Source organism: Rhizobium sp. LjRoot30 (assembly GCF_964253915.1).
Taxonomy (GTDB): domain Bacteria; phylum Pseudomonadota; class Alphaproteobacteria; order Rhizobiales; family Rhizobiaceae; genus Metarhizobium.
This window is the reverse complement of record NZ_CAXUSG020000013.1, coordinates 52,158-74,902: the sequence shown is the minus strand read 5'-3', so window position 1 is coordinate 74,902 and position 22,745 is coordinate 52,158. Positions and strand designations below refer to the sequence as shown.

Genomic DNA, 22,745 nt, shown 5'->3' with positions numbered 1-22,745 from the left:
CGGAGGAGGGGGCGGGACGGCAGGAGGAGGGACTGCAGGAATGGCCGTCGCACAGGTCAAACGTATCGCTATTTCGGATTCGCCGATCCCCTGGCTGGCGCCGCTCGTCGCGCTGCTGGTGGTCTTCACCATCTATCCGCTGTTCTACAACATCTGGCTCAGCTTCCACGAGTTCTTCCCGCGCAAGCGCGCCATCCAGTTCGTCGGCTTGCAGAACTGGCAGCAGCTCTGGGAGGACACCCGCTTCTGGAGCTCGCTTGGCGTCACCTTCGTCTATTTTGCCGTCGCGCTTGTCTTCGAGATCGTGCTCGGCATGGCGATCGCGCTGCTGCTCGATGCGGAACTGCCGGGTTTCGGCGGGTTGCGCGCCATCCTGTCGCTGACGCTGGTCATTCCGCCCGCCATCGCCGGCATGATGTTCCTCTTGATGGAGGACGCCCAGTTCGGGGTGCTGACCTATATCCTCAACTCATTGGGATTACTGGATAAGACGACACCGATCCTGGCCACGTCCTCGACCGCGCTGGCCGGCGTGCTGGTGGCCGAGATCTGGCAATGGACACCCTTCATGGTGCTGATCTTCATGGCCGGCCTGCGCTCGCTTCCAGCCGAGCCCTACGAAGCGGCGATGATCGACGGCGCCTCCGCCTTCCAGATGTTCCGCCGCCTGACGCTGCCGATGATGTCGAAGGTCATTGCCGTAGCCGTGCTCTTGCGCGGCATCGATCTCTTCCGCGTCTTCGACTACGTCTTCGTCATGACGTCGGGAGGGCCGGGCACGGCCACCTACACGCTGAGCCTCTATGCCTGGCAGCAGACCTTCAGCTTCATCAAGTGGGGTTACGGCGCGACACTGAGCCTCGTCAGCCTGGCGATCATCATGGTGCTCGCCAATATCTTCATCCGTGTCTTCAAGGTGAGGTGGTAAGATGCATCACAGCCGCGGCATCAGAACGCTTCGCACCATCGCCGGATGGCTCGTCGTCGGCATCTTCTTCTTCCCGATCTATTTCTGGACGACGGTCGCTTTCCGTAACGCCAAGGACATCTTCAACTGGCCGCCGATCTTCTTCGATTTCGAGCCGACACCGCGCAATTTCGAACAGGTCTTCGGCATTTCGCTGGGTTTCGGTTTCGGCGCCCAGGAAACGGTCACACCGGGCGGCGGCAATTTCTACATGGCGCCGCGCCTGTGGGATTCGATCGTCATCGCCTCGATGTCGACCGTGCTCGCCATCGTCGTCGCCACGCTCGCCGCCTATTGCCTGTCGCGCATGCATTTCCGCGGACGGCATGAATTCGTCAATTGGGTGTTGTCCACCCGCATGATGCCGCCGGTGGCGGTCGCCGTGCCAATGTTCTTCATCTTCAAGCAGTTCAGCCTGCTCGACACCTATCTCGGCGTCATCTTAGTGCACGGGCTGATGAACCTGCCGCTGGCGGTGCTGCTGATGAAGAGCTTCTTCGACGACATTCCATCCGAGATCGACGAGAGCGCGCTGCTTGACGGCGCCTCGCGCTGGACGATCTTCCGGCGCATCGTCCTGCCGATGGCCAAGGGCGGCATCGCCGCCACCGCCGTGCTCTGCTTCATCTTCTCATGGACGGAATTCCTGTTCGTGCTGACGCTGACGCAGACCAGCATCAAGACCGTTCCGGTCGTCTCCTCCACCTTCGTAACCTCGATCGGTACGGCCTGGGGGAACATGGCGGCGCTGGGTGCCGCGGCGATCGTGCCTGCCTTTATCGTGATCATGCTGGTGCAGCGCCATCTGGTGCGCGGCCTGACGATGGGATCGCTAAAACAGTAATCCGCCGGACGGGACGGGAGAACCCGCCGGCAGACCAGAGGAAGAGTGAACCGCGGGGGACAATGACGTTGCCCCGTATTGAGGAGGAGAAACATGAAAGACAGCATCAGAAAAGGCTATCTGGCGAACATCACGGACAAGTATGTCCGCGGTCAGATGGACCGTCGCGATTTCCTGCGTTTTGCCGGAAAGCTAGGCCTCGGCGCCAGCGCCCTCGGCATGGGTTTTGGCAATCGCCCCTTCTTCGGCATGTCCAGCGCCCAGGCGCAGGAAGCTTACCAGCCCTCGGCTGACGTCATGGCCTGGCTGAAGGATGTCGGCAAACCCTTCGCCGGCACGACGCTGAAGCTGGCGACGGAATCCACCCCGCCGTCCAACGCCATCAACTCGCAGCTCAAGAAGTATTTCGAGGAAGCGACCGGCATCAAGGTCGAGATCGAAGTCTTGCCGCTGGAGCAGGTTCTGCAGAAGCTGACGCTCGACGTCGCCTCCTCGCTCGGCACCTACGACCTGTACTACATCGACCAGAGCTGGGCAGCATCCTTCAGCCAGGACGTCTTCGATCCGCGTGAGCAGTATTCGGCCAAGGCCGACCTCGCCATGCCGAACTACAATCTCGACGACTTCCTGCCGGCGCTCGTCGACGGTATCGCTAAGTATGAAGATCGTTGGGTCGGCGTACCCTACGACATCCCGATCTTCATCATGATCTACCGCAAGGACATCTACGAGAAGCTCGGCCTCAAGGCACCGGCGACGCTCGAGGAGCTGTACACCAACTCCAAGGCGATCACCGACCAGATGGGTCCGAACACCTATGGTTATGCCGGCCAGATGAAGTCGGGCCACTATTCGCTGGAATGCGAATGGACCTCGTTCCTCTGGGGCCATGGCGGCTCGATCTTCAATGCCGACAAGAAGTTCAGCGGCAACGACGAGCAGGGCATCGCAGCCCTCGACTACTACAGCAAGCTCCGGGCATTGATGCCTCCGGGCGTCGACGGCTGGACCTGGGACGGTCAGGGCCAGGCGGTCGCCCAGGGCGTTGCCGCTTCCATGCTCTCCTGGGGTGAATTCTTCCCCTATTTCGACGATCCGACGCAGACGAAGATCTCCGGTCTTTGCGAAGCCGTCGTTCCGCCGCAGCCGATCGCGCTGCGCACGGTCAAGGAAACCGGCTACGGCGAAATCCCCGGCGTCGGTCACCAGGGCGGTTCCTCGCTCGCCGTGTCGAAATATTCGAAGAACCCGGATGCGGCCTGGCTGTTCATGCAATGGGCAACATGCGCCGATACCCAGGTCGGCATCACCGTGCTGGGCGGCGGCACCGGCCCGACGCGCTCCAGCGTCTATGACGATCCGCGCATCAAGGCCAACGCCCGCGTCGGCGCCGGCACGACCCGCCACCTGCAGGTCGTGCGCGAAACCATCGCCAACCACATGGGCTCCGAGCCGGACCTGCCGGAATGGGCACAGATCTCCTCCGACACGATCCCGGTCGGCCTCGGCAAATATTTCGCCGGCGGCTACGGTTCTTCGAAGGAAGCGATGGACGACATCGCCGGCCAGGTCGAAGGCATCCTGAAGGGCTGATCGGAAACGATGACAAGGCGGGCGGCCGGGCAGGGACCCGGCCGCCCGCATCCAGCATAAAGGGAGAGGGGCCTTGCCCAGGGCAGGCTCATGAATGTCGAGGAGGACGTCATGGACAAGAAACCGCTAGTCGCCATCACCGGCGCCAGCTCCGGCATCGGGGAATCGACGGCCCGCGCCTTTTCGGCAGCCGGCCACCCGTTGCTTTTGATGGCACGCCGGCTCGACCGGCTGAAGGCGCTGAACCTGCCGAATGCCGTGCTGCGCCAAGTGGATGTGCGCGACCGCGCCGCAATCGCCGCAGCCGTGGCCGATGCCGAAGCGGAACACGGCCCGGTCGACATGATGTTCGTCAATGCCGGCATCGCTCGCCTCGGAGATATCGCCCAGCAGCCGCCGGAAGACTGGGACGAGATGATCGACATCAACGTCAAGGGCGTGATGAACACGGTTCACGCCGTCATGAACGGCATGATCGCGCGCAAGCAGGGCACACTCGTCATGATGAGCTCGATTGCCGGCCGGAAAGTCTACCCGGATCACACCGTCTATTGCGGCACGAAGTTTTTCGTCCATGCCGTTTCCGAAAGCCTGCGCGAATATCTGGCGCCGCACGATGTGCGTGTTATCGTCCTGTCTCCCGGCATCATCAACACGGAAGTTCTTGATCACGTCAAGGACGAGACGACTCTGGCCAATTACAAGGCCAACAAGGAAGCTATCGGCGGCGGCATTTCTGCCGATATCGTCGGCGACCTGATCCTCAACGCCTATCAGCTACCGCAACGGGCGCTGGTGCAGGAAATCGTCATCACGCCGACCCGGCAGAAATACTGAGGCGCCCAGCGCCTCAGCCCTTTCAAAATAAGGCAGTTATGGCGCCGGTCAGGCGCAGTGGAGCATGTTCATGGCAACTGTGGAATATAACGGCATCGGCAAGTCCTTCGGCGCGATCACCATCATGCGCGACGTGTCGTTCCGCATCGAGGAACACCAGTTCGTCGTGCTGCTCGGCCCTTCCGGTTGCGGCAAGACCACGCTTCTGCGCATGACCGCCGGCCTGGAAACGGTCAGCGAAGGCGACCTGATGATCGGCGGCAAGCGGGTGAACGACGTGCACCCGCGCGACCGTGACATCGCCATGGTCTTCCAGAACTACGCGCTCTATCCGACCATGAAGGTCTACAACAACATCGCCTTCAGCCTCGAGGTCGCCAAGGTGCCGGCCGCCGAAATCAAGCGGCGCGTCGAGGCAGCCGCCGAAGTCCTCAACCTGACGCCCTACCTGCAACGTTACCCGAAGGAACTGTCCGGCGGCCAGCGCCAGCGCGTCGCCATGGGGCGCGCCATGGTGCGCGAACCCTCGGTCTTCCTGTTCGACGAACCGCTGTCGAACCTTGATGCCAAGCTGCGCGCCCACATGCGCACCGAGATCCGCCAGCTGCACAACCGCCTCAAGACGACCACCATCTACGTCACCCACGACCAGATCGAAGCCATGACCATGGCCGACAAGATCGTCGTCATGCGCGCCGGCAAGATCGAGCAGATCGGCTCGCCGGACGAAGTCTACGATACGCCGGCCAGCAAATACGTCGCCGACTTCATCGGCTCGGCAGCGATCAACTTCATGCCGGGCACGGTGGTGACGGGCGAGGGGCAGCCGGCGGTGGATACCCCGAACGGCCGCATCCGCATCCTGCCCGGCGCCTCGGTGAAACCCGGCCAGAAGGTCATCTGCGGCATCCGCCCGACCGATGCCGTGGTCAGCGACGATGGCCCGATCCGCACCAAGGCGCTGCTCGTTGAACGCATGGGTCACGACGTACAGCTGTGCACTGCGGCCCCCGCCGGCCAGTTCCTCGCCATCGTCGATCGCTCGCGACCGTTTGCCGAGGGCGCCGAAGTCCGCTTCGATGCGGCTCCGGAAAAGGTACACGTCTTCGACGCCGAAACGGAAATGCGTCTCTGAGACGCTGCAGGGCAGGGCCATAGTCGAAAGCATTTTGTTTTGCCGCACTGTCCGACGCCGAAGCGATTCCGCCTCGGGTGGACATGTTCCAGGTCAGGCCTTGGCACGCATTATCGCCAGACCAGCCAAGTCACCAGCGCAACGCTCAGGACCCAGATGGCGATAATCGCGAGCAACCCGGCCAGGCTGGTCGGACGCCCAGCGCGTACAGCGGCTTGCGCGCGAAAATCCGACATGAGTGCGTCCGGCACCAGCCGCACGGCAAGCAGGATCCCGAGTGGCACGATCAGCAGGTCGTCGAGATAGCCGAGAACAGGTATGAAATCCGGGATGAGATCGATCGGTGAAAGGGCATAAGCGGCAACGGCTGCGGCAACGATCTTTGCCAGCACGGGCGTTCGCGGATCGCGGGATGCGATCCACAGGGCGATGACATCCCGCTTGATGCGCCGCGCCCATTGTTTTGCGTCGTCGATCCAGCGGGACATCACACCTCGATCAGCCATGTCACTCTCAAATCCCGGAGCCGTCGAGCTCCTCGTCGTCCTTGCCTTGCCACGCGGCGGGCAAGGTCATGCGATCGACATCCGCCGCGGGCATGGGCATCCAGCATTTCAGTTCCGGCTCCGCATATTCGATGATCCGGCCCGGCGCGGAATCGGAGGAACGCCAGGCATCTCCACCGAATTGATCGCCATTCGACCAGTAGGCGAGATCGACGGCTCCCGGCCCCTGTTCCGATGGGCGGATCGTAACGAGAATACGGCTGCCGTCCCTCGGTGCAGTTCGCATATGCCGCCAGCGGCCCGGTTGTTCCATTGTTGCCTCCTTCTCCTCGGATACCGGAGTGTCACCTCCGGCGCCGGAACGGTCAACTCGTAGTTTTGTTATAAGTCGAGTCCGGAAAAGTGCGCGATCCGGTCGCAAACATAAATCGCATAACAGGAATTATGGAACTTAACTACCTATCCAAACCACAGATCTCCACTCTGCCGCATTTCATCTGTCCTCCCAGGATCGCAATGTGGCCGGCGTCTTCCCATATTGGAGTTCTGTCAGCCGATACCGGAACAATCAGCAGGCATTCCCCGTTCCGCCAAGGTCGGCTTCTGCCAGACCAACGACACGACGCAACAAGGCGAAGGATACGAAATTGCGAACGATGATGCTGGCGATACTTGTTGTCATGGTGGGATCGATCCTGGCTATCCCGCTGCTGCAGGCACGCGATACCGGCACGGTGAAGTCGGAAAGCGAGATGATCAAGCAGTAACGCTTCGAAAGCGTCATTCGCCTCATGGTTAATTTTGCCTGAGCCGTTTCGCCGGCGAACAACAGCAATTTCCTGAAAAGCGACTGAAAGCCCCACAAAACGGCGTCCGAAACGCCTGAAAATGACATTGCCTCAATTTCTACTTTTTCATCTAACCCCAGTTTAAGGCCCTTCTGGCATTCAAACTGCATGTTCCAATAAATCGTACAATTAGGCATTGATGGGGAAGCCATGTCCGCCCAGTCTCCGCAGTCTAGAACGTGCACCATATTACCTGAGTTCATCACAAACAGGAGCGGCAATTTCGGCGTCCTGACGGCGCTTCTTTTGCCTTTGCTGATCGCCGCCGCCGGCGGTTCGGTCGATCTCGGCCGCGCATACCTCGAAAAAACCCGCCTTCAAGGCCTTCTCGATTCGGCGACATTGGCAGCCGTGACCAAATCCGACGACGCCAGCCAGCTTGCCGAAGCCAAAGCCATGCTCGCCAAGGAGGTCGATGAGGAAATCGACATCAACGAGTTGCTCGGTCTTTCCAAAAATGCCGATGGCAGCCTGACCGCCAACCTCGACTCGTCGGTGAAGACCCCGTTCCTCGCCCTTCTCGGCATTGAAACCGTTTCGATCGGCGTTTCGTCGACGGCAATTGCCAGCCAGGCCAGCAATGGCGCCTGCCTCTACGTGCTTGGCAACCAAAGCCAGGCGGTGCTGATCAATTCCGGCGCCAACGTCTATTCCGAGCGCTGCAGCATCCAGGTGCATTCCACCGCCAATCCGGCCTATATCATGAACTCCGGTTCCAAGGTCGATACCGCCAAGTTCTGCGTCAAGGGAACCCAGTTCATCAAGAACGGCGGCACGCTGACCAATGTCGAACACGGCTGCGCGGCGCAAGCTGACCCCTATGCCGGCAAGCTGCCGGAGCCGGCGGTTTCATCGATCTGCACGACCAGCGGCGCCAAGGACGGCCAGACGATCAGCCTCAGCCCCGGCGTCCACTGCGGAACCACCTTCAACGGCAGCCCGACGATCACCTTCCAGCCGGGCCTGCACATCATCAAGGGCACGATGATCGTCAACAGCAACGCAACGATCAATGCCGAAGGCGTGACCTTCTATTTCCCTGACGTCACCAGCGAGCTGCGCATCAATGGCGGCGTCAAATTCACTGGCACGGCGCCCACCAGCGGCAGCTACAAGGGCATATTGATGTTCGAAAAGACCAGCAATGCCGCCAACAATGCCAACAAGCAGCAATATATCTTCAACGGCTCGAAGGGCGAGGTGCTGGAAGGCATCATCTACCTGCCGAACCGGAACGTCACCTACAACTCGACCACCAACCAGGTCAGCCGCATATCGCTGGTGGTCAATACGATGATCATGAACTCCGCCAACTGGCTCATGGAGCCCTACTCCGGCAGCGGCGGCAGCGGTGCGGTGGCAAACGTCCGCCTGGTAAAATGACGCAAAGCTCGTTTGGAAAACAAAAAGACCCGGCGCATTGCCGGGTCTTTCGTTTCGAACCATGCCGATAAGCGCTCAGCACCAGGGTTTTGCCTGGCCGCCGCTCTTCTGCCGGACAAGGCCGAGCGACAGCAACTCGTCGGCCAACGATTTGCCACCGCGGGTGACAACCCTCACCTTCCCGCCCTGGCTCCCATCCGCTACACCTGCCGACGTGAGGTTGAACGGGCCAGCATTCAGGAATTCCTTCAATTTGACAGCGGCGGCAAAACCACGGCGGCGTTCATCGTCGCAGCCCGCCTTATGCATGCCGGGCGCATCGATGCCCGCAAGACGGATCTTCATGCCGCGATGCCAGAAAGTGGCGCCATCGACGACGCAGTTCTTCAGCCCGGTGGTGCCGCAATAGGCGAAATGCGCCTTATACCCCTCACCCACCAGAGACTGGTCGAGTTTTCTTTCCTGCGGAATCGGAATGGCCGCGACATCCGTCCGTGTTTTCGTGGCGGAGCGGATTGGCTGCGCCACGCGCTCTTCGGCAACGGTCTTGCGGCTGATCGAGGCCGTTTTTTCCGGTGATGTCTCGTTGCGCTGCTCGGCCTGCTTCTTGAAGGCGACGATCTGGCTCGGCGTTTGCGGCAACCAGTCTGTACGGTGTTCGTAGGCATAGAGGCCACCGGCGGTCAGGACCGTCAAGGCCAGCCATGGCCATGTGCGTTTCGGCGTCCGCGGCGCCTTCGACCGGCGGTTCGTCGTCTTGCGCCGAACCCCACCCTTTGCTTTTGCCATAACCCCGACCCTTCCTGCTTTCGGCGGGATTATGCGACTCTATGGTTTCCGAATCCTTTTCATGGCGTCATTTCGGGACGGCCATCCCAAAGCAGGGCAAGGAAAATGTCAGACGAAGAAGCCGGACAGCCCCTGCCCGGCGCTGTAGGCCGCATAGGCCAGCACGCCGAAATAGAGCGTGGTCGCCACCAGGAAAAAATACCCGGCCAACACCGTCATGCCGTCGCGCTGCAGCATGCCGATGGCGAGCAAAAGAATGGCGATGCCCGGCAGCGTATTGGAGAACGGAATCAGCCCGAGCGGGAACATCAGCAGGATGCCGCCATACATGATCGCGGCGCCGTTGAGACGATTGACGAGGCCGGCCGTCGTCAGGAATCGTAGGCGCGGCCGCACGAAACGGTCGAGTTTCGATACCAGGTCAGCGCCCTTGCGCAGCGTCGGCACCAGTTTTTCCGTCTCGATCTGGCGGTTGAGCAGGCGCGCAGGCAGCCAGGGCATGCGATTGAGGATGATGGCGAGACTGATCATGATGATCGCTGCGCCGAAGACCGTGCTGACGCCCGGAATGGACACGGGAATAAGAAAGGGCAAGGTCAGGAGGGCGCACAGAAACAGGAAACCCTGCTCGCCCATGGCGCTCATCAGCTGCCGCAGCGTTATGGTCTGCCCTTCGATGCTGGCGATCGTCCGGTAAAGCGTATCGCTCATCTTTTCAGTGCTGTCGGCAAATTCAATGGTCACGTTACGCATTCCTCGTTGAAGGCGACGAACCTAGCGAATAGAGCCGGAAAATGAAATAGTCGTGGCAGAAACCGCAAAAGCAGCACCGCCGGAAACCGGCGATACTGCTTGCAGTTGGATGCATGCGAAAGACTCAGCGGCGGCTGAGCACACCCAGCATGTAGGCAATGCCGGCGGTAGCGATCAGCGTGAACAGCGGCTCTTCCCGCACTTTGTCGCGGGCCCGCTCCATCAGCAGGTTTGCCTCCTCCGTCGCAACGGCCTTGGCACCATGGCCAATGGCGGCCACGCTTTCGGAAAGTTTGGCGATGTCGGCTCGCAACGTCGCGATCTGGCTGGCAAGATCGTCGGCTGCCAACTCGGCTTCTATCTTGGCGGTAGCGGTCTTCAGCTCGGCCATGGAAATCTCCCTTTGAATGCCTGTGCTAAACGCCGAGTTTGGCTTTTTGGTTCCCGCACCGCAATAGATTCGTCTTCACAGCGGTAGATGCGGAGTCCTGTGCTGCTTTTCACCGTACACAGCTTCATTTCCTGTGCAGATTGATTTAAGGAACGTCGATTGTTTCGCCGCAACGGCGCGGAAATTGACACGAGGTTTGCATACCGATGCTTGAACTGCTGAGAAAGGGCGCCCGGACCTGGGTCGCCAAAAGTCTCCTCCTGCTGTTGGTCCTCTCCTTTGGCATATGGGGCGTTTCGCATTCAATAGTCCAGGATATGTCGAACAGCGTGATCAGCGTCGGCGACCAGAAGGTCACCGCCAACGAGTTCCGCCTCGCCTATCACCGGCAGGTCGCCAATCTCAGCCGCCAGTTCGGCACGGAGCTGACGCCGGAACAGGCCCGCGCCTTCGGCATCGACCAGCAGGTCTATGCCCAGCTCGTCGCCGGTGCCGCACTCGACCAGCTGTCGGAAGATCTGAATCTCGGCCTTTCCGAAGATCGTCTCGCGACCTTGATCTCCGAAGACCCGGCCTTCCGTGCCGTCAACGGCCAGTTCGACCGCCAGCTCTTCTCGACGCGCCTGCGCAACGCCGGCCTGCGCGAGGACGACTATATCCAGGAACGCAGCAAGGTTGCCGTTCGCAGCCAGATCGTCGAAGCCGTTTCCGATGGCTTCACGCCGCCGGAAACCCTGGTCGCTGCGCTGAAGCACTACCGCACCGAAAGCCGCGGCATTGACTACCTGCTTTTGACCAATGCCAACATCGACCCGATCAAGACACCGGCGGACGATGTGCTGCAGACCTGGTTCGACGGCGCCAAGGCCCGTTATCGTGCTCCGGAATACCGCAAAATTACCTTCGTGAAGCTTGAGCCCTCCGATATCGCCACGCCCGCCGACGTGACCGAGGACGCCATCAAGGAAGACTTCGAAAAGCGCAAGGAAAGCTACCGCACGCCGGAAACCCGCACCATCGAACAGCTGACCTTCACTGACAAGGAAATGGCCGATGCAGCTGCCACGGCGCTGCAGAGCGGCACGACCTTCGACCAGCTGGTCACCGACCAGGGCAAGACCCCGGCCGACGTGCTGCTCGGCGATTTCACCCGTGACGGCATGGTCGATGCCGCCGTCGCCGATGCCGCCTTCGCGGTAAAGGCGAGCGGCGGTACGACCCCGGTCGTCCAGGGCTCCTTTGGCCCGGTCATCGTCCGCGTTACCAATATCCGCGCCGAAACCACCAAGACGCTCGACGAGGTCAGGGAAGACATCCGCCACGAGCTGGCGCTCGCCTCCGCCAGCCAGGAAATTCTCAACGTCCATGACCGCTTCGAAGACCTGCGCGCCTCCGGTTCGACACTGGAAGACGCCGCCAAGGAACTCAAGCTGAAGCCGGTCGTCGTCAATGCCGTCGATGCCAGTGGCCTCGATCCGCAGGGCGAACAGGTCAAGGATATTCCCGCAGCCGCCTCGCTGGTCTCCGACGCCTTCAAGGCCGACGTCGGCGCGGAAACGACACCGGTATCGCTCGGCAGCGATGGCTACGTCTGGTTCGAGGTTGAAGACGTGATCGCCGAGCGCGACCGCCCGCTCACCGAAGTCCGTGAGAAGGCGCTGGCCGACTGGACGGCCGAGCAGCAGAAGGCGGCGCTTGCCGCCAAGGCCGCCAGCCTCAAGGACGAAGTGGCCAAGGGCAAGCCGCTGGCCGACCTCGCCACGGAAATGGGCATTGCCGTCGAGACCAAGACCGGCCTGCGCCGCAACAGCGACGATCCGGTGCTCGGACGCACCGCCGTAACCGCCGCCTTCGGCGGCCCGCTGGGCACCGTCGCCAATGCTGCCAGCGCTGATGGCGAGGGCCAGATCCTGCTGAAGGTCACCGAAGTCAACGAACAGCCGACCACCGACGTGCTGGCCAACGACGACCAGGAAATCAAGGCGATCGCCGGTGCCGCCGGTGACGACATCCTCGACCAGATGGTCAGCGAACTGCAGACGCAATACGGCGTCTCCATCAACCGGAACCTCGCCGAACAGGCGATGACTGTCCGATAACAGCGGGATTGGGGGAGACATGTCGCTGCTGAAACCCTTGATCGCCAAGGTGGCGAATCGTCAGGCGCTTTCCCGCGAAGAATCGCGCAACGCCTTCGACATCCTGATGTCGGGCGAGGCCACACCCTCGCAGATCGGCGGCCTGTTGATGGCCATGCGCGTGCGCGGCGAGACCGTCGACGAGATCGTCGGTGCGGTGGAGACGATGCGGGCGAAAATGCTGCGGGTCGAGGCGCCTGCCGATGCCGTCGACATCGTCGGCACCGGCGGTGACGGCACCGGCACCTACAACATCTCCACCCTCGCCTCGCTGATTGTCGCCGGCGCCGGCCTGCCGGTCGCCAAGCACGGCAACCGGGCGCTGTCTTCGAAATCCGGTGCCGCCGACGCGCTCTCGGCACTCGGCGTCAATCTCGATATCGATGCCGAGCATATCGGCCGTTGCATCAGCGAGGCCGGCATCGGCTTCATGTTCGCCCAGATGCACCATTCGGCCATGCGCCATGTCGGCCCGAGCCGCGTGGAACTCGGCACAAGGACGATCTTCAATCTTCTCGGCCCCTTGTCTAATCCGGCTGGCGCCAAGCGGCAGCTTCTCGGCGTCTTCGCGCCGCAATGGGTCGAGCCGCTGGCGGAAGTGCTGCGCGATCTCGGCTCCGAATCGGTCTGGGTCGTGCACGGCGACGGCATGGACGAGATCACCACGACGGGCATCACGAAAGTGGCCGCCCTCGAAGACGGAAAAATCCGCCAGTTCGAACTAACGCCGGCCGATTTCGGCGTCGAAACGGCAACGCTCGCCGACCTCAAGGGCGGCGACGGCGAAGCCAATGCGGCAGCCTTGCGCGCCGTGCTGTCCGGCGCCCGTAACGCCTACCGGGACATCTCGCTCTGCAATGCTGCTGCGGCCCTGGTCGTCGCCGGCAAGGCATCGACGATCCGCGAGGGCATGACGCTCGCCACCCAGTCCCTGGAAAGCGGCGCCTCGGCGGCTGCGCTCGACCGCCTGGTGGCCGTGTCCAACGAAAAGGAATAAGCGCGATGACAGACATCCTGCGCAAGATCGAAGCCTACAAGCGCGAAGAGATCGCCGCCGCCAAGGCGCGTGTGCCGCTCGACGAACTGAAGGCAATCGCGGCCGGCCAGCCCGCGCCCCGCGGCTTCCACGATGCGTTGCGCCGCAAGCAGGTCGACAAAAAATTCGGACTGATCGCCGAGATCAAGAAGGCCAGCCCGTCCAAGGGTCTGATCCGCCCGGATTTCGATCCGCCGGCGCTCGCCGCGGCCTATGAAGCCGGCGGAGCCGCCTGTCTCTCGGTGCTCACGGATACGCCGAGCTTCCAGGGTGCCCCGGAATTTCTCACCGCCGCCCGCGCCGCCTGCAGCCTGCCGGCGCTGCGCAAGGATTTCATGTTCGATACCTACCAGGTGCATGAAGCCCGCGCCTGGGGCGCCGATTGCATCCTCTTGATCATGGCAAGCCTTTCCGACGACGATGCCCGCCGCCTGGAAGATGAAGCCTTTGCGCTCGGCATGGACGTCCTCGTTGAAGTCCACGACGCCGAAGAGATGGAGCGGGCGCTGAAACTCGCCTCGCCGCTGGTCGGCATCAACAACCGCAACCTGCGCACCTTCGAGGTCAGCCTCACCGTCAGCGAGCAACTGGCCGCGATGGTGCCGGCCGACCGTCTGCTGGTCGGCGAAAGCGGTATCTTCACCCACGCCGATTGCGAGCGGCTGCGTGCCTGCGGCATCACCACCTTCCTCGTCGGCGAAAGCCTGATGCGCAAGGACGACGTCACCGCCGCCACCCGCGCCCTGCTCAACGGCGACGTCGGCAGCGTGGCCGCCGCCTGATGTCGGAGGCTCGCCTCACCCATATCGGCGCCTCGGGCGAGGCGTTTATGGTCGATGTCGGCGACAAGGCCGAGACCGTCCGCATCGCCACCGCCGAGGGTTTCGTGCGCATGGCGGCAGAAACGCTGGCGCTGATCCGGGAAGGCAATGCCAAGAAGGGCGATGTCATCGGCACCGCCCGCCTTGCCGGCATCATGGCCGCCAAGCAAACGGCCAATCTCATTCCGCTCTGCCATCCGCTGATGCTCACCAAGGTGAGTGTCGACATCACCCAGGACGACACCCTGCCCGGCCTCAGGATCACGGCGACAGCCAAACTCACCGGCCGCACTGGCGTCGAGATGGAAGCGCTCACCGCCGTCTCCGTGGCGGCGCTGACCATCTACGACATGGCCAAGGCCGCCGACAAGGCGATGGAGATCGGCGGCATCCGCCTCGTCGAAAAAACCGGCGGCAAGTCAGGCGACTATCGCCATCCGGAAGCGCGCAGATGAGCCTGCTCGCCGTCGCCGCGGCGCAGGAGCGCCTGCTTTCCAAGGCCGAACCGCTCGCCGGCAGTGAATCCGTAGCGCTGCATGCCGCCGACGGCCGCGTGCTGGCAGACGATCTTGCTGCCCGCCTGACCCAACCGCCCTTCGACGCCTCGGCCATGGACGGTTATGCGCTGCGCAGCAGCGATGCCGCGGAAATCGGCTGCGAACTCACCGTCATCGGCACATCGTCCGCCGGCCACGCGTTTTCCGGCACGGTCGGACAAGGCGAGACGGTGCGCATCTTCACCGGCGCCCCCGTACCAAGCGGTGCCGACGTCGTGCTGATCCAGGAGGACGCCGAACGCCTCGACGGCAACCGTATCCGCAACACCTTCGTGCCGATCGCCGGCCGACACATCCGTCCGCGCGGCCAGGATTTCGCCGAAGGCGAGGTCGTTCTGAAATGCGGCACGCAACTCGATTTTTCCAGGCTGACGGTGGCCGCGGCGATGAACCACGCCACGCTGCCCGTCTATCGCCGTCCGCTGGTGGCCATCATCGCTACCGGCGATGAACTGGTGACGCCGGGCAGCCAGCCGGGCATGGCCCAGATCGTTGCCTCCAACACATATGGCATCTCGGCGCTTGCCCGCACTGCCGGCGCCGAGATCCTCGATCTCGGCATCGTGCCTGACGACAAGCAACAGATCACCGCCGCGATCGAGCGTGCCCGCGAGGCCGGCGTCGATGTCATCGTGACACTCGGCGGCGCTTCGGTCGGCGATCATGACCTCGTCCAGTCGACGCTGGTCGAGGCCGGCATGCAGCTCGATTTCTGGCGCATCGCCATGCGTCCCGGCAAGCCGCTGATGGTCGGCAGCCTCGGCGACATGCATGTGCTCGGCCTGCCCGGCAATCCGGTCTCGACGCTGGTCTGCGGCCTGCTGTTCCTCGAACCGCTGCTGCGCAAGCTGTCGCATCTTCCGCCGGCGCGCCGCGAAGCAACTGCGCTTGCCGCCGCCACGCTGCCGGCTAACGACCAGCGGCAGGATTACCTGCGCGCCAGGCTGAGCCGCGATGCCGAAGGCAATCTGCTGGCGGAAAGCTACGGCAAGCAGGATTCGTCGATGATGAAGATCTTTGCCCATTCCGACTGCCTGATCGTCCGCCCGCCGCATGCCCCGGAACTGCCGGCCGGCCTGCCCTGCCCGATCCTTCTCCTGCGTCCCGAGACCTTGTCCACGGACCGCTGAAAAACGGCGGCGGAGCGGCAAAAATCGCGCTGCAACGCTTCTTGCTCCATCCGGCAGGAACTATCCCCGGCATTTTCGGTTGACTACGGAAGATTTGGTGGACCGCTGGAAACAAGCGGCCCTAAATCGATTCTGCGGGGAATCAACCGGATGGGGAAGTAACGCATGTTGGAACGCACGCCGAAGCACAAGGAACTGCAGATCGGCTTCAAGATGTTGTGCGAAAAACTGCTGACGCGCGAAAGCTTCCTGATCATGGAAGCCGGCTGGAAGCAGAAGCATGGGCGCACCGCCGTCTCCACCGCCGACCTGACCATCAAGCGCCCGTCCGAAGCCGACCTGACCGTCGTCGAGGCGAAATTCTACCGCAGCCGCAAGGTCGATCTCGCATTGTTCCGCAACGCGCTTGAGGAACTGAAGAAACATCGCGACGCCAAGAAGGCCAAGAACGCGATCATGATCGTCACCTGCGAGATCACGCCGGCAATGCGCGTCGAAACGGAGCGTCATGGAGGCATCCTCTGGGGTCTCGCCGATCTCCTGCTGCTCACCGCCAAGACGCCGACGCTGGCGGACACGCTGGCCGACCTGCTGCGCGAAGCCGATCCGGGTGCTGCGGGGCGCGACCTGTTTTCCGAAGAGCTGCAGCAGTTGGAAGAGCAGTCGCCGCGCATCAAGACAAAGAGCGAAGGCGCTCGCCTGATCGCCGATCTCGACCAGGTCAAGCCGGGCCGCGAAGGTGTGAAGAAATTCGAGCAGCTATGCGACAAGGCGATCCGCTATCTGTTCGCCGACCAGTTCCAGCGCTGGAACTCGCAGCCCCATATCGACGACCGGCTGCACCGCCCCAACCTCATCGCCCGCCTCGTGCCGAAGCATGAATTCTGGATATCGCTCAGCGAAGATTTTCGCTGCCGCTACGTGCTGTTTTCCTTCGGAAACGAGATGGAGCCACTGAACCAGGGAGAAATCCTCTCTAACCTCCGTCACCTGTCCACCGGCGCCCTGCGCACCGTTCTGCTGGTCGTCTGCCGCGGTGGACTCGACGCCGGCGCGCGTCGCGCCTCGCAGTCCGCCCTTCGGGAAAATGGGCACGTTGTCCTGATGCTGACGCTGGCTGAACTTCGCGATATGCTGACCGCCAAGGACAACGGCGACGAATTCAGCGATGTGCTGATCGACCGTGCGGCGGAATTGTTGACGGATCTGACGCCGTAACAGCGTCACCTGAAGACAAGAACTGCCAACAGTCGTCAGATGGAGGCGAGGTCATAAAACCTCTTCTTCGTCATCCTCGGCCTTGTGCCGAGGATCCAAGCACAGCAGATACACCCATTTTCGTCAAAAGCCGAGAGCGCTCGGCAGATCCTCGGGACGAGCCCGAGGATGACGTTTTTGGTCGTGGCAACCACCCGACAAAGGCAACGCAAGCGCCTCAAACGAGGCGGCTCTGCTCTAGCGCCGCCTCGATGAAGCTCGCAAACAGCGGATGCGGCTCCAGCGGACGGCTCTTCAGCTCGGGGTGATACTGCACGCCGATGAACCACGGATGATCCGGATACTCGATGGTTTCCGGCAGCACGCCATCGGGCGACATGCCGGAGAACACGAGGCCGCAGCTTTCCAGCCGGTCCTTGTAGTCGATGTTGACTTCGTAGCGGTGGCGGTGACGCTCGGAGATGTCGGTCGAGCCGTAGATCTCCGAAATCTTCGTGCCCTTCTTCAACGCCGCCTTGTAGGCGCCGAGGCGCATCGTGCCGCCAAGATTGCCGGCCGCCGAACGCTTCTGCAGTTCGTTGCCCTTCACCCACTCGGTCATCAGGCCGACGACAGGTTCCTTGGTCGCACCGAACTCGGTCGAGGATGCATCTTCGACACCCGCCAGGCTGCGGGCCGCTTCGATGACGGCCATCTGCATGCCGAAGCAGATGCCGAAATACGGCACCTTGCGTTCGCGGGCAAACCGCGCCGCCAAAATCTTGCCTTCGGACCCGCGTTCGCCAAAACCGCCCGGAACGAGGATGCCGTGCACCTTCTCGAGATAAGGCGCCGGATCTTCCTTCTCGAAGACCTCCGATTCGATCCACTCAAGCTTGACCTTGATATGGTTGGCTATGCCGCCGTGATGCAGCGCCTCGATCAGCGACTTGTAGGCGTCCTTGAGGCCCGTGTACTTGCCGACGATGGCAATGGTCACCTCGCCTTCCGGCGTACGAATGCGGTTGCAGACCTCTTCCCACTGCTCCAGGCGCGGTTTCGGCGCCGGCTCGATGCCGAAAGCGGCCAGAACCTCGTTGTCGAGGCCTTCCTTGTGGTAGGCCATCGGCACGTCGTAGATATTGGCGACGTCGAGCGCCTGGATGACGGCGGACGGCCGCACGTTGCAGAACAACGACAGCTTGCGGCGTTCCGCTTCCGGAATTTCGCGGTCGGCACGCACCAGCAGGATGTCGGGATGGATGCCGAGCGCCTGCAGTTCCTTGACCGAATGCTGCGTCGGCTTGGTCTTCAGTTCGCCGGCAGCCGGAATATACGGCATCAGCGTCAGGTGGACGAAGATCGCCGTGCCGCGCGGCAGGTCGTTCTTGACCTGGCGGATCGCTTCCATGAACGGCATCGCCTCGATGTCGCCCACGGTGCCGCCGATCTCACAGATCACGAAATCGTAGTCTCCATTGCCTTCGGTAATGAAGTCCTTGATCTCGTTGGTTACGTGCGGGATGACCTGGACGGTCGCGCCGAGATAGTCGCCGCGGCGTTCCTTGTCGATGATGTTCTTGTAGATCCGGCCAGTGGTGATGTTGTCGGTCTTGGTCGCGGAGCGACCGGTAAACCGTTCATAGTGGCCGAGATCGAGGTCGGTTTCCGCACCATCGTCGGTCACGAAGACCTCGCCGTGCTGCGTCGGGCTCATGGTGCCCGGATCGACGTTGAGATAGGGGTCGAGTTTTCTCAGGCGAACACGGTAACCGCGTGCCTGCAAAAGAGCCCCAAGAGCCGCGGCCGCAATTCCTTTGCCAAGAGAGGAAACCACGCCGCCAGTGATGAATACATATCGCGCCATGGGAGTCACCGGTTACCTTTTCACAAACGATTCCACCAGCCCCAAAAATCCATCATATGAATTTTTCGGGATCTGGCGGTGGATAATCAACAAAAGAAAACCGGCAGGGTCTTTCGAGCCTGCCGGCGCTTGACTCTGAGAAGTCTGTTACTGACCCGTCGGAACGCCGGTCGTGTTGGTGTTCGTCGTGGTCGTCGACGCGCCGTCGCCGGTCGTCGGCTGCGCGTCACCGGTTGCCGGAACGGCACCATCGGTGTTGGTCGCAGGCTGGCCATTGGTGTTCGTCGTACCGCCGAGCTGGTCGAGGACGCCGTTGCCCTGGCCCGTCGTGCTCTGGATACGGTCGAGAATGTCGCTCGGACGCGATTCGTAGCGTGCCAGGATGCCCATCGCCAGCGAAGTGATGAAGAACAGCGTGGCGAGAATGGCGGTCGTGCGGGTCAGCGCGTTGGCCGTGCCGCGGGCCGACATGAAACCGGAACCGCCGCCGATGCCAAGGCCGCCGCCTTCGGAGCGCTGAATCAGCACGACGCCGACAAGCGCCAGCACGATCATGAGGTGAACGACGATCAATACGGTCTGCATGGGTTTCCAGTCCTGTCCCTTGCGGGCAAAGTCAAAACGCGTTGGCGGCTCTTTACATGAGGCTTTCGTCTATTCCAAGCCCCCATGGCATTTTGAAGACGTCAAGCCAGCAATTCTTCGTATGCCCGATAGATGGCGAGGAAATCGGAGGCTTTCAAGCTCGCGCCGCCGATCAATGCGCCATCGACATTGGCGACACCCATCAATTCCTTGGCATTGCCGGGTTTCACCGAGCCACCGTAGAGAATGCGCATCGTCTTGCCCTGGTCTCCGAAGCGGGCCACCAGTTCCTTGCGCATGAAGGCATGCGCCTCCTCAATGTCCTTCACCGTCGGCGTCAGGCCGGTGCCGATCGCCCAGACGGGCTCATAAGCAATAACAGTGTTTTCCGCGGTCGCCTCGTCCGGAACCGAGCCGGCAAGCTGCCGCTTCAGGATGTCCAGCGTCTGGCCGGCCTGGCGCTGTTCGGCGGTTTCGCCGATGCAGACGATCGCGGTCAGATCGGCCGCATGCGCGGCAATCGCCTTGGCGCGCACCAGGTGATCGGTCTCGGCATGGTCCGTCCGCCGCTCCGAATGGCCGACGATCACATAAGTGCCGAAGCAATCGGCAATCATTTCCGCCGAAATTTCCCCCGTATGGGCGCCGGAAGCATTCTGATGGCAATCCTGCGCGCCGATGGCGAGCGGGCTGTCGGTGCACAGCGCGGTAGCAACGTAAAGCAGGGTCGCCGGCGGGCAGATCAACGTCTCGACCTTGTCCGAGAGAGGCGACAGGACGCCTTCAGCCATCGCCTTGATCTGGTCAAGAGAGGCACGCGTGCCGTTCATTTTCCAGTTTCCCGCAACAAGCGGGCGAACATCCGGGGTCATCAGACAGTCCATTCTTGGTTAACGAGACTTGAATGCCGGAGAAAGGCTGACGTAGCGGAATCTTCCCTTAGGCCAGCGATAGGCCGGAAAGCCTGCCTGCGCGCCCCTTCCCCCTGCACTTACACCCTTTCATAGTCGGAATAGGCTCGGAATCAACGATTTCCGGCAAGATTTTCGCGGAAAGCGAAAGTTTTCCGAAAAGGTACAGTTAATTTTTGCCACCTGCCCAGAGCTCGGCGGAAAAGCGCGGGTCTCGCCAGCCATGCAGCGATGCCGGCACCGGCCACGCGCCCTCTCCGGAAAGGTCGATATCGACCGGCAGGCGCCGGGCGCCAAACGTCCGGGCAATCGCCGCCAGGTGACCGATGAGCGCCGTGGTCGGGCGCCCGTCCTCCGGGAGTACGATCAGAATGCCATCGCAATCGCCGCCCGGCCGGAATTCCGTGAGAACAGGTGCCTTTCCCGCCATCCGCAGCGCTGCCCGGCACGCCTCCAAAAATTCAGCCGCCGCCTGCGGCGCCAATTCCACGGCAAAACGCCGGAAGGCTGCCGGCAGCAGCGCCCCGCCGGACCACGGCGACGCCTCCAGCGGCCAGAAGAAATCCCACCACGCCACCGTCTTCGCCGCTTCCCCGCCCCTCAACCCGTACCAGGCAACCCTGCCAGCCGCCTGGACAACGCGCGGATGAAAAAACCACGGCAGCAACGGCACGGTCAGAGGCAGGCGGCGACGTTTCGGCATATCCGGCAGGTCCGAACCGGCATCGGCGTGATCGGCGGCGATGACGATGCCGCGTCCCGCCATATCCAGCCAGGCCCAGGCATATTCATGCAGTTCCGCCCGCTCGCGGGCGAGCGCCAGCCCATCCTCCGGCGCGGAAAAACGCAGGAGGTGGCGCTGCACATGCGCCGAAGGCACCTTCATCAACTGCAGTTCGACGGAAAGGATCAGCCCCGTCAGGCCGTATCCGCCCAGCGTCGCGGCAAACAGCGCTGCATTGTCCTGACGCGAGCAGGTCAGCACCTCGCCCGAACTTCTAATCAGCCGCAAAGACCGAACATGTTCCGAAAACCGGCCGCGCTGCAGCGCATTCCGCCCGGCAGGATCGGCAGCAGCCATCCCGCCGATGCTTGCCGCAGCGCTGCCTGTCGTGACGGGCAGGAAGAACCGCTGCACCGCCGCCTTGCCGACAATGGCCCGCAACGTCACCCCGGCCTCGCAATCGATGACGCCGGTGCCCGGATCGAAGGAGAGGATGCGGTTGCGCGACCGCATGTCGATCAGCATGCCGCCACCGCGGACAAGCGCCCCGCCGGAAAGGCGTCCACCGACGCCGAGAAACGGTCCGCCCAGATCGACGGCCTCGTTTTCGAAACGATCGGCAGAAACGGTTTGCCTGTCCGACAGATTGCGCTCGTCCGGTGCCGCCATCCCCATCAACGGCCCGCAAGCAGCCAGTTCAGCGTCGCACGCCAGTCGATCATGCGGATCGGCGTGCCGTGCGAACCCGTCTCGAACAGAGTGAAGCGAGCCGGATAGCCGGCCTTGTGCAGCCGGTCGTAGAAGGCGATCTGATCCGTTGCGGCATAAACGCTATCCTCGCTTCCGTGAAAGAATGCGATCGGCAGCTTCGCCTTGTGGAAAACGCTCTCCGTAAAATCGGGGTCGGTCGCACCGCCGAGGATCACCATGCCCGACAGCAGGCCCGCCTCCGTCTCGCGTGTCACCCCCCAACAGACGAAGCTGCCCATCGAGGCGCAGGACAGGATCACCGGTTTTCCCGGCGATTGCGCCGCTGCATAGCGGATCAGCCCGGCGACATCGGAAACGCCCGCAGCGTCGAAACTGCGCACGCTCGGCGCATAATAGACACCGCCATTTCTGACAGCCAGGTTCTTCAGCCGGTTGAAATTCCCCCCGAACCTGTAGTCGTTGGCACCCAGCCGCCGGTCGCCGCCGCGACCGTGGACGAAGATCACCGTAAAGGCGGCGTTCTGGGCCGGTCCGGCACGAAAGAGATCGAGCTTCCGCTCGCCAAGCCCCAGCGTTTCGTTGGCCTGATATTTCTTGATGCCAAGATCGACGAAACGCCGCTTCACCCGCTGCTCGGGGATCTGGTCACGCTCGTAGATGTCGCGCATTTTCTGGTAGTCGATGCGCTGGAAATCGCCGTTGTCGCGGCCTTCCAGCACCGTCTGGGCGGAAAACAGCTCGTCCTTGAAGGGCTGCAGCGCTTTCGCGCCCGCCGCGGCCGGCGAAAAAAACGCGGCCAGAAGCGCCGTCAAAGCAAGAATCCGGAAATGAGTTGTGGACATGTGCCGCCCCGTTCCTTTGCACTGCGGTTCTGCCTTGCCATCCCCGGCTCCGCAAAGCAATCCTGATGCCAAAGTTTGCCGCTGATTTGCCGGGCATCGCGCTTTTGCAGGGTTTCCGGCATAATCCCGGTGATTCGCGGCCTGACGAACAAAGCAGGTACAAATGCGTTGGCCGTCCGA

23 protein-coding genes are annotated in these 22,745 nt (G+C 62.2%); 12 read left to right on the top strand and 11 right to left on the bottom strand.

Features of this window, described 5'->3' with window-relative positions; translation table 11 throughout:
- Positions 1-40: 40 nt before the first annotated feature.
- The 5 genes from ACSQ3I_RS22305 (at position 41) to ACSQ3I_RS22285 (ending at position 5,376) form a co-directional block, all read left to right on the top strand.
- Entirely contained in the window at positions 41-928 is an 888-nt protein-coding gene (locus tag ACSQ3I_RS22305; RefSeq protein ID WP_436002557.1) for a carbohydrate ABC transporter permease, read from the top strand.
- Position 929: 1 nt separating this feature from the next.
- Positions 930-1,811 carry a carbohydrate ABC transporter permease gene (locus ACSQ3I_RS22300; protein WP_436002555.1) on the top strand — a complete coding sequence of 294 codons (882 nt, stop codon included), beginning with the start codon at positions 930-932 and terminating at the stop codon, positions 1,809-1,811.
- 93 nt (positions 1,812-1,904) lie between these two features.
- Entirely contained in the window at positions 1,905-3,404 is a 1,500-nt protein-coding gene (locus ACSQ3I_RS22295) for an ABC transporter substrate-binding protein (protein WP_436002553.1), read from the top strand.
- A gap of 111 nt (positions 3,405-3,515) precedes the next feature.
- Entirely contained in the window at positions 3,516-4,241 is a 726-nt protein-coding gene (locus tag ACSQ3I_RS22290) for an SDR family oxidoreductase (RefSeq protein ID WP_436002551.1), read from the top strand.
- 70 nt (positions 4,242-4,311) lie between these two features.
- Positions 4,312-5,376: an ABC transporter ATP-binding protein gene (locus ACSQ3I_RS22285; RefSeq protein ID WP_436002549.1), complete on the top strand. Its 1,065-nt coding sequence runs from the start codon at positions 4,312-4,314 to the stop codon at positions 5,374-5,376.
- Positions 5,377-5,486: 110 nt separating this feature from the next.
- Here ACSQ3I_RS22285 and ACSQ3I_RS22280 read toward each other — a convergent pair whose 3' ends face one another.
- The 3 genes from ACSQ3I_RS22280 to ACSQ3I_RS22270 all read right to left on the bottom strand — a co-directional run bounded on the left by ACSQ3I_RS22280 (position 5,487) and on the right by ACSQ3I_RS22270 (position 6,882).
- Positions 5,487-5,882, bottom strand: coding sequence for a YkvA family protein (locus ACSQ3I_RS22280; RefSeq protein ID WP_436002547.1), 396 nt, complete (start codon positions 5,880-5,882; stop codon positions 5,487-5,489).
- Positions 5,883-5,889: 7 nt separating this feature from the next.
- Complete coding sequence (locus tag ACSQ3I_RS22275; RefSeq protein ID WP_436002545.1) at positions 5,890-6,195, bottom strand: hypothetical protein; 306 nt, start codon at positions 6,193-6,195, stop codon at positions 5,890-5,892.
- Positions 6,196-6,450: 255 nt separating this feature from the next.
- The gene (locus ACSQ3I_RS22270; protein ID WP_436002543.1) at positions 6,451-6,882 is read right to left on the bottom strand and encodes a hypothetical protein; all 432 of its coding nucleotides are present in this window, start codon (positions 6,880-6,882) and stop codon (positions 6,451-6,453) included.
- On the opposite strand from ACSQ3I_RS22270, the gene ACSQ3I_RS22265 reads away from it, so the two are divergent.
- Positions 6,881-8,113 (top strand): Tad domain-containing protein, encoded by a 1,233-nt coding sequence (locus ACSQ3I_RS22265; RefSeq protein WP_436002541.1) that lies wholly within the window; start codon positions 6,881-6,883, stop codon positions 8,111-8,113. The two genes, ACSQ3I_RS22270 and ACSQ3I_RS22265, sit on opposite strands and share 2 nt — an antisense overlap.
- Positions 8,114-8,188: 75 nt before the next feature.
- Here the strand turns inward: ACSQ3I_RS22265 and ACSQ3I_RS22260 are convergent, their stop codons facing one another.
- The 3 genes from ACSQ3I_RS22260 to ACSQ3I_RS22250 form a co-directional block, all read right to left on the bottom strand.
- Positions 8,189-8,902, bottom strand: coding sequence for a thermonuclease family protein (locus ACSQ3I_RS22260; RefSeq protein ID WP_436002539.1), 714 nt, complete (start codon positions 8,900-8,902; stop codon positions 8,189-8,191).
- A gap of 108 nt (positions 8,903-9,010) precedes the next feature.
- On the bottom strand, positions 9,011-9,646 hold the full coding sequence (locus ACSQ3I_RS22255) for an exopolysaccharide biosynthesis protein (protein ID WP_436002537.1): 636 nt from the start codon (positions 9,644-9,646) through the stop codon (positions 9,011-9,013).
- Between the two features lie 133 nt (positions 9,647-9,779).
- Entirely contained in the window at positions 9,780-10,046 is a 267-nt protein-coding gene (locus tag ACSQ3I_RS22250) for a hypothetical protein (protein ID WP_436002535.1), read from the bottom strand.
- A gap of 206 nt (positions 10,047-10,252) precedes the next feature.
- Here ACSQ3I_RS22250 and ACSQ3I_RS22245 point away from each other — a divergent pair, with 206 nt between their 5' ends.
- From ACSQ3I_RS22245 to ACSQ3I_RS22220, 6 genes are all read left to right on the top strand, one after another.
- The gene (locus ACSQ3I_RS22245; protein WP_436002533.1) at positions 10,253-12,145 is read left to right on the top strand and encodes a SurA N-terminal domain-containing protein; all 1,893 of its coding nucleotides are present in this window, start codon (positions 10,253-10,255) and stop codon (positions 12,143-12,145) included.
- Positions 12,146-12,164: 19 nt separating this feature from the next.
- A complete protein-coding gene (gene trpD / locus ACSQ3I_RS22240) occupies positions 12,165-13,181 on the top strand; it encodes an anthranilate phosphoribosyltransferase (protein WP_436002531.1) in 1,017 nt (338 codons plus the stop codon).
- A 5-nt stretch (positions 13,182-13,186) separates the two neighbouring features.
- On the top strand, positions 13,187-14,002 hold the full coding sequence (gene trpC / locus ACSQ3I_RS22235) for an indole-3-glycerol phosphate synthase TrpC (RefSeq protein ID WP_436002529.1): 816 nt from the start codon (positions 13,187-13,189) through the stop codon (positions 14,000-14,002).
- A complete protein-coding gene (gene moaC, locus ACSQ3I_RS22230) occupies positions 14,002-14,496 on the top strand; it encodes a cyclic pyranopterin monophosphate synthase MoaC (protein ID WP_436002527.1) in 495 nt (164 codons plus the stop codon). The genes trpC and moaC overlap by 1 nt, the downstream gene beginning before the upstream one ends.
- On the top strand, positions 14,493-15,728 hold the full coding sequence (locus ACSQ3I_RS22225) for a molybdopterin molybdotransferase MoeA (RefSeq protein WP_436002525.1): 1,236 nt from the start codon (positions 14,493-14,495) through the stop codon (positions 15,726-15,728). The genes moaC and ACSQ3I_RS22225 overlap by 4 nt, the downstream gene beginning before the upstream one ends.
- A gap of 165 nt (positions 15,729-15,893) precedes the next feature.
- Positions 15,894-16,946, top strand: coding sequence for a restriction endonuclease (locus tag ACSQ3I_RS22220; protein ID WP_436002523.1), 1,053 nt, complete (start codon positions 15,894-15,896; stop codon positions 16,944-16,946).
- Positions 16,947-17,163: 217 nt separating this feature from the next.
- Here the strand turns inward: ACSQ3I_RS22220 and ACSQ3I_RS22215 are convergent, their stop codons facing one another.
- From ACSQ3I_RS22215 to ACSQ3I_RS22195, 5 genes are all read right to left on the bottom strand, one after another.
- The gene (locus ACSQ3I_RS22215) at positions 17,164-18,792 is read right to left on the bottom strand and encodes a CTP synthase (RefSeq protein WP_436002521.1); all 1,629 of its coding nucleotides are present in this window, start codon (positions 18,790-18,792) and stop codon (positions 17,164-17,166) included.
- Positions 18,793-18,939: 147 nt separating this feature from the next.
- Positions 18,940-19,377 (bottom strand): preprotein translocase subunit SecG, encoded by a 438-nt coding sequence (gene secG / locus ACSQ3I_RS22210; protein ID WP_436002519.1) that lies wholly within the window; start codon positions 19,375-19,377, stop codon positions 18,940-18,942.
- Between the two features lie 101 nt (positions 19,378-19,478).
- Positions 19,479-20,249: a triose-phosphate isomerase gene (gene tpiA, locus ACSQ3I_RS22205; protein ID WP_436002517.1), complete on the bottom strand. Its 771-nt coding sequence runs from the start codon at positions 20,247-20,249 to the stop codon at positions 19,479-19,481.
- 208 nt (positions 20,250-20,457) lie between these two features.
- Entirely contained in the window at positions 20,458-21,687 is a 1,230-nt protein-coding gene (locus ACSQ3I_RS22200) for an FAD-binding oxidoreductase (protein WP_436002515.1), read from the bottom strand.
- Entirely contained in the window at positions 21,687-22,565 is an 879-nt protein-coding gene (locus ACSQ3I_RS22195; RefSeq protein WP_436002513.1) for an alpha/beta hydrolase, read from the bottom strand. The genes ACSQ3I_RS22200 and ACSQ3I_RS22195 overlap by 1 nt, the downstream gene beginning before the upstream one ends.
- Positions 22,566-22,745: the final 180 nt, after the last annotated feature.

Excerpts from the sequence above, each read along its gene's own strand:
- ACSQ3I_RS22305 (WP_436002557.1), top strand. The coding sequence starts at position 41 with ATGGCCGTCGCACAGGTCAAACGTATCGCTATTTCGGATTCGCCGATC.
- ACSQ3I_RS22300 (WP_436002555.1), top strand. The coding sequence starts at position 930 with ATGCATCACAGCCGCGGCATCAGAACGCTTCGCACCATCGCCGGATGG.
- ACSQ3I_RS22295 (WP_436002553.1), top strand. The coding sequence starts at position 1,905 with ATGAAAGACAGCATCAGAAAAGGCTATCTGGCGAACATCACGGACAAG.
- ACSQ3I_RS22290 (WP_436002551.1), top strand. The coding sequence starts at position 3,516 with ATGGACAAGAAACCGCTAGTCGCCATCACCGGCGCCAGCTCCGGCATC.
- ACSQ3I_RS22285 (WP_436002549.1), top strand. The coding sequence starts at position 4,312 with ATGGCAACTGTGGAATATAACGGCATCGGCAAGTCCTTCGGCGCGATC.
- ACSQ3I_RS22280 (WP_436002547.1), bottom strand. The coding sequence starts at position 5,882 with ATGGCTGATCGAGGTGTGATGTCCCGCTGGATCGACGACGCAAAACAA.
- ACSQ3I_RS22275 (WP_436002545.1), bottom strand. The coding sequence starts at position 6,195 with ATGGAACAACCGGGCCGCTGGCGGCATATGCGAACTGCACCGAGGGAC.
- ACSQ3I_RS22265 (WP_436002541.1), top strand. The coding sequence starts at position 6,881 with ATGTCCGCCCAGTCTCCGCAGTCTAGAACGTGCACCATATTACCTGAG.
- ACSQ3I_RS22270 (WP_436002543.1), bottom strand. The coding sequence starts at position 6,882 with ATGGCTTCCCCATCAATGCCTAATTGTACGATTTATTGGAACATGCAG.
- ACSQ3I_RS22260 (WP_436002539.1), bottom strand. The coding sequence starts at position 8,902 with ATGGCAAAAGCAAAGGGTGGGGTTCGGCGCAAGACGACGAACCGCCGG.
- ACSQ3I_RS22250 (WP_436002535.1), bottom strand. The coding sequence starts at position 10,046 with ATGGCCGAGCTGAAGACCGCTACCGCCAAGATAGAAGCCGAGTTGGCA.
- ACSQ3I_RS22245 (WP_436002533.1), top strand. The coding sequence starts at position 10,253 with ATGCTTGAACTGCTGAGAAAGGGCGCCCGGACCTGGGTCGCCAAAAGT.
- trpD (WP_436002531.1), top strand. The coding sequence starts at position 12,165 with ATGTCGCTGCTGAAACCCTTGATCGCCAAGGTGGCGAATCGTCAGGCG.
- trpC (WP_436002529.1), top strand. The coding sequence starts at position 13,187 with ATGACAGACATCCTGCGCAAGATCGAAGCCTACAAGCGCGAAGAGATC.
- moaC (WP_436002527.1), top strand. The coding sequence starts at position 14,002 with ATGTCGGAGGCTCGCCTCACCCATATCGGCGCCTCGGGCGAGGCGTTT.
- ACSQ3I_RS22225 (WP_436002525.1), top strand. The coding sequence starts at position 14,493 with ATGAGCCTGCTCGCCGTCGCCGCGGCGCAGGAGCGCCTGCTTTCCAAG.
- ACSQ3I_RS22220 (WP_436002523.1), top strand. The coding sequence starts at position 15,894 with ATGTTGGAACGCACGCCGAAGCACAAGGAACTGCAGATCGGCTTCAAG.
- ACSQ3I_RS22215 (WP_436002521.1), bottom strand. The coding sequence starts at position 18,792 with ATGGCGCGATATGTATTCATCACTGGCGGCGTGGTTTCCTCTCTTGGC.
- secG (WP_436002519.1), bottom strand. The coding sequence starts at position 19,377 with ATGCAGACCGTATTGATCGTCGTTCACCTCATGATCGTGCTGGCGCTT.
- tpiA (WP_436002517.1), bottom strand. The coding sequence starts at position 20,249 with ATGACCCCGGATGTTCGCCCGCTTGTTGCGGGAAACTGGAAAATGAAC.
- ACSQ3I_RS22200 (WP_436002515.1), bottom strand. The coding sequence starts at position 21,687 with ATGGGGATGGCGGCACCGGACGAGCGCAATCTGTCGGACAGGCAAACC.
- ACSQ3I_RS22195 (WP_436002513.1), bottom strand. The coding sequence starts at position 22,565 with ATGTCCACAACTCATTTCCGGATTCTTGCTTTGACGGCGCTTCTGGCC.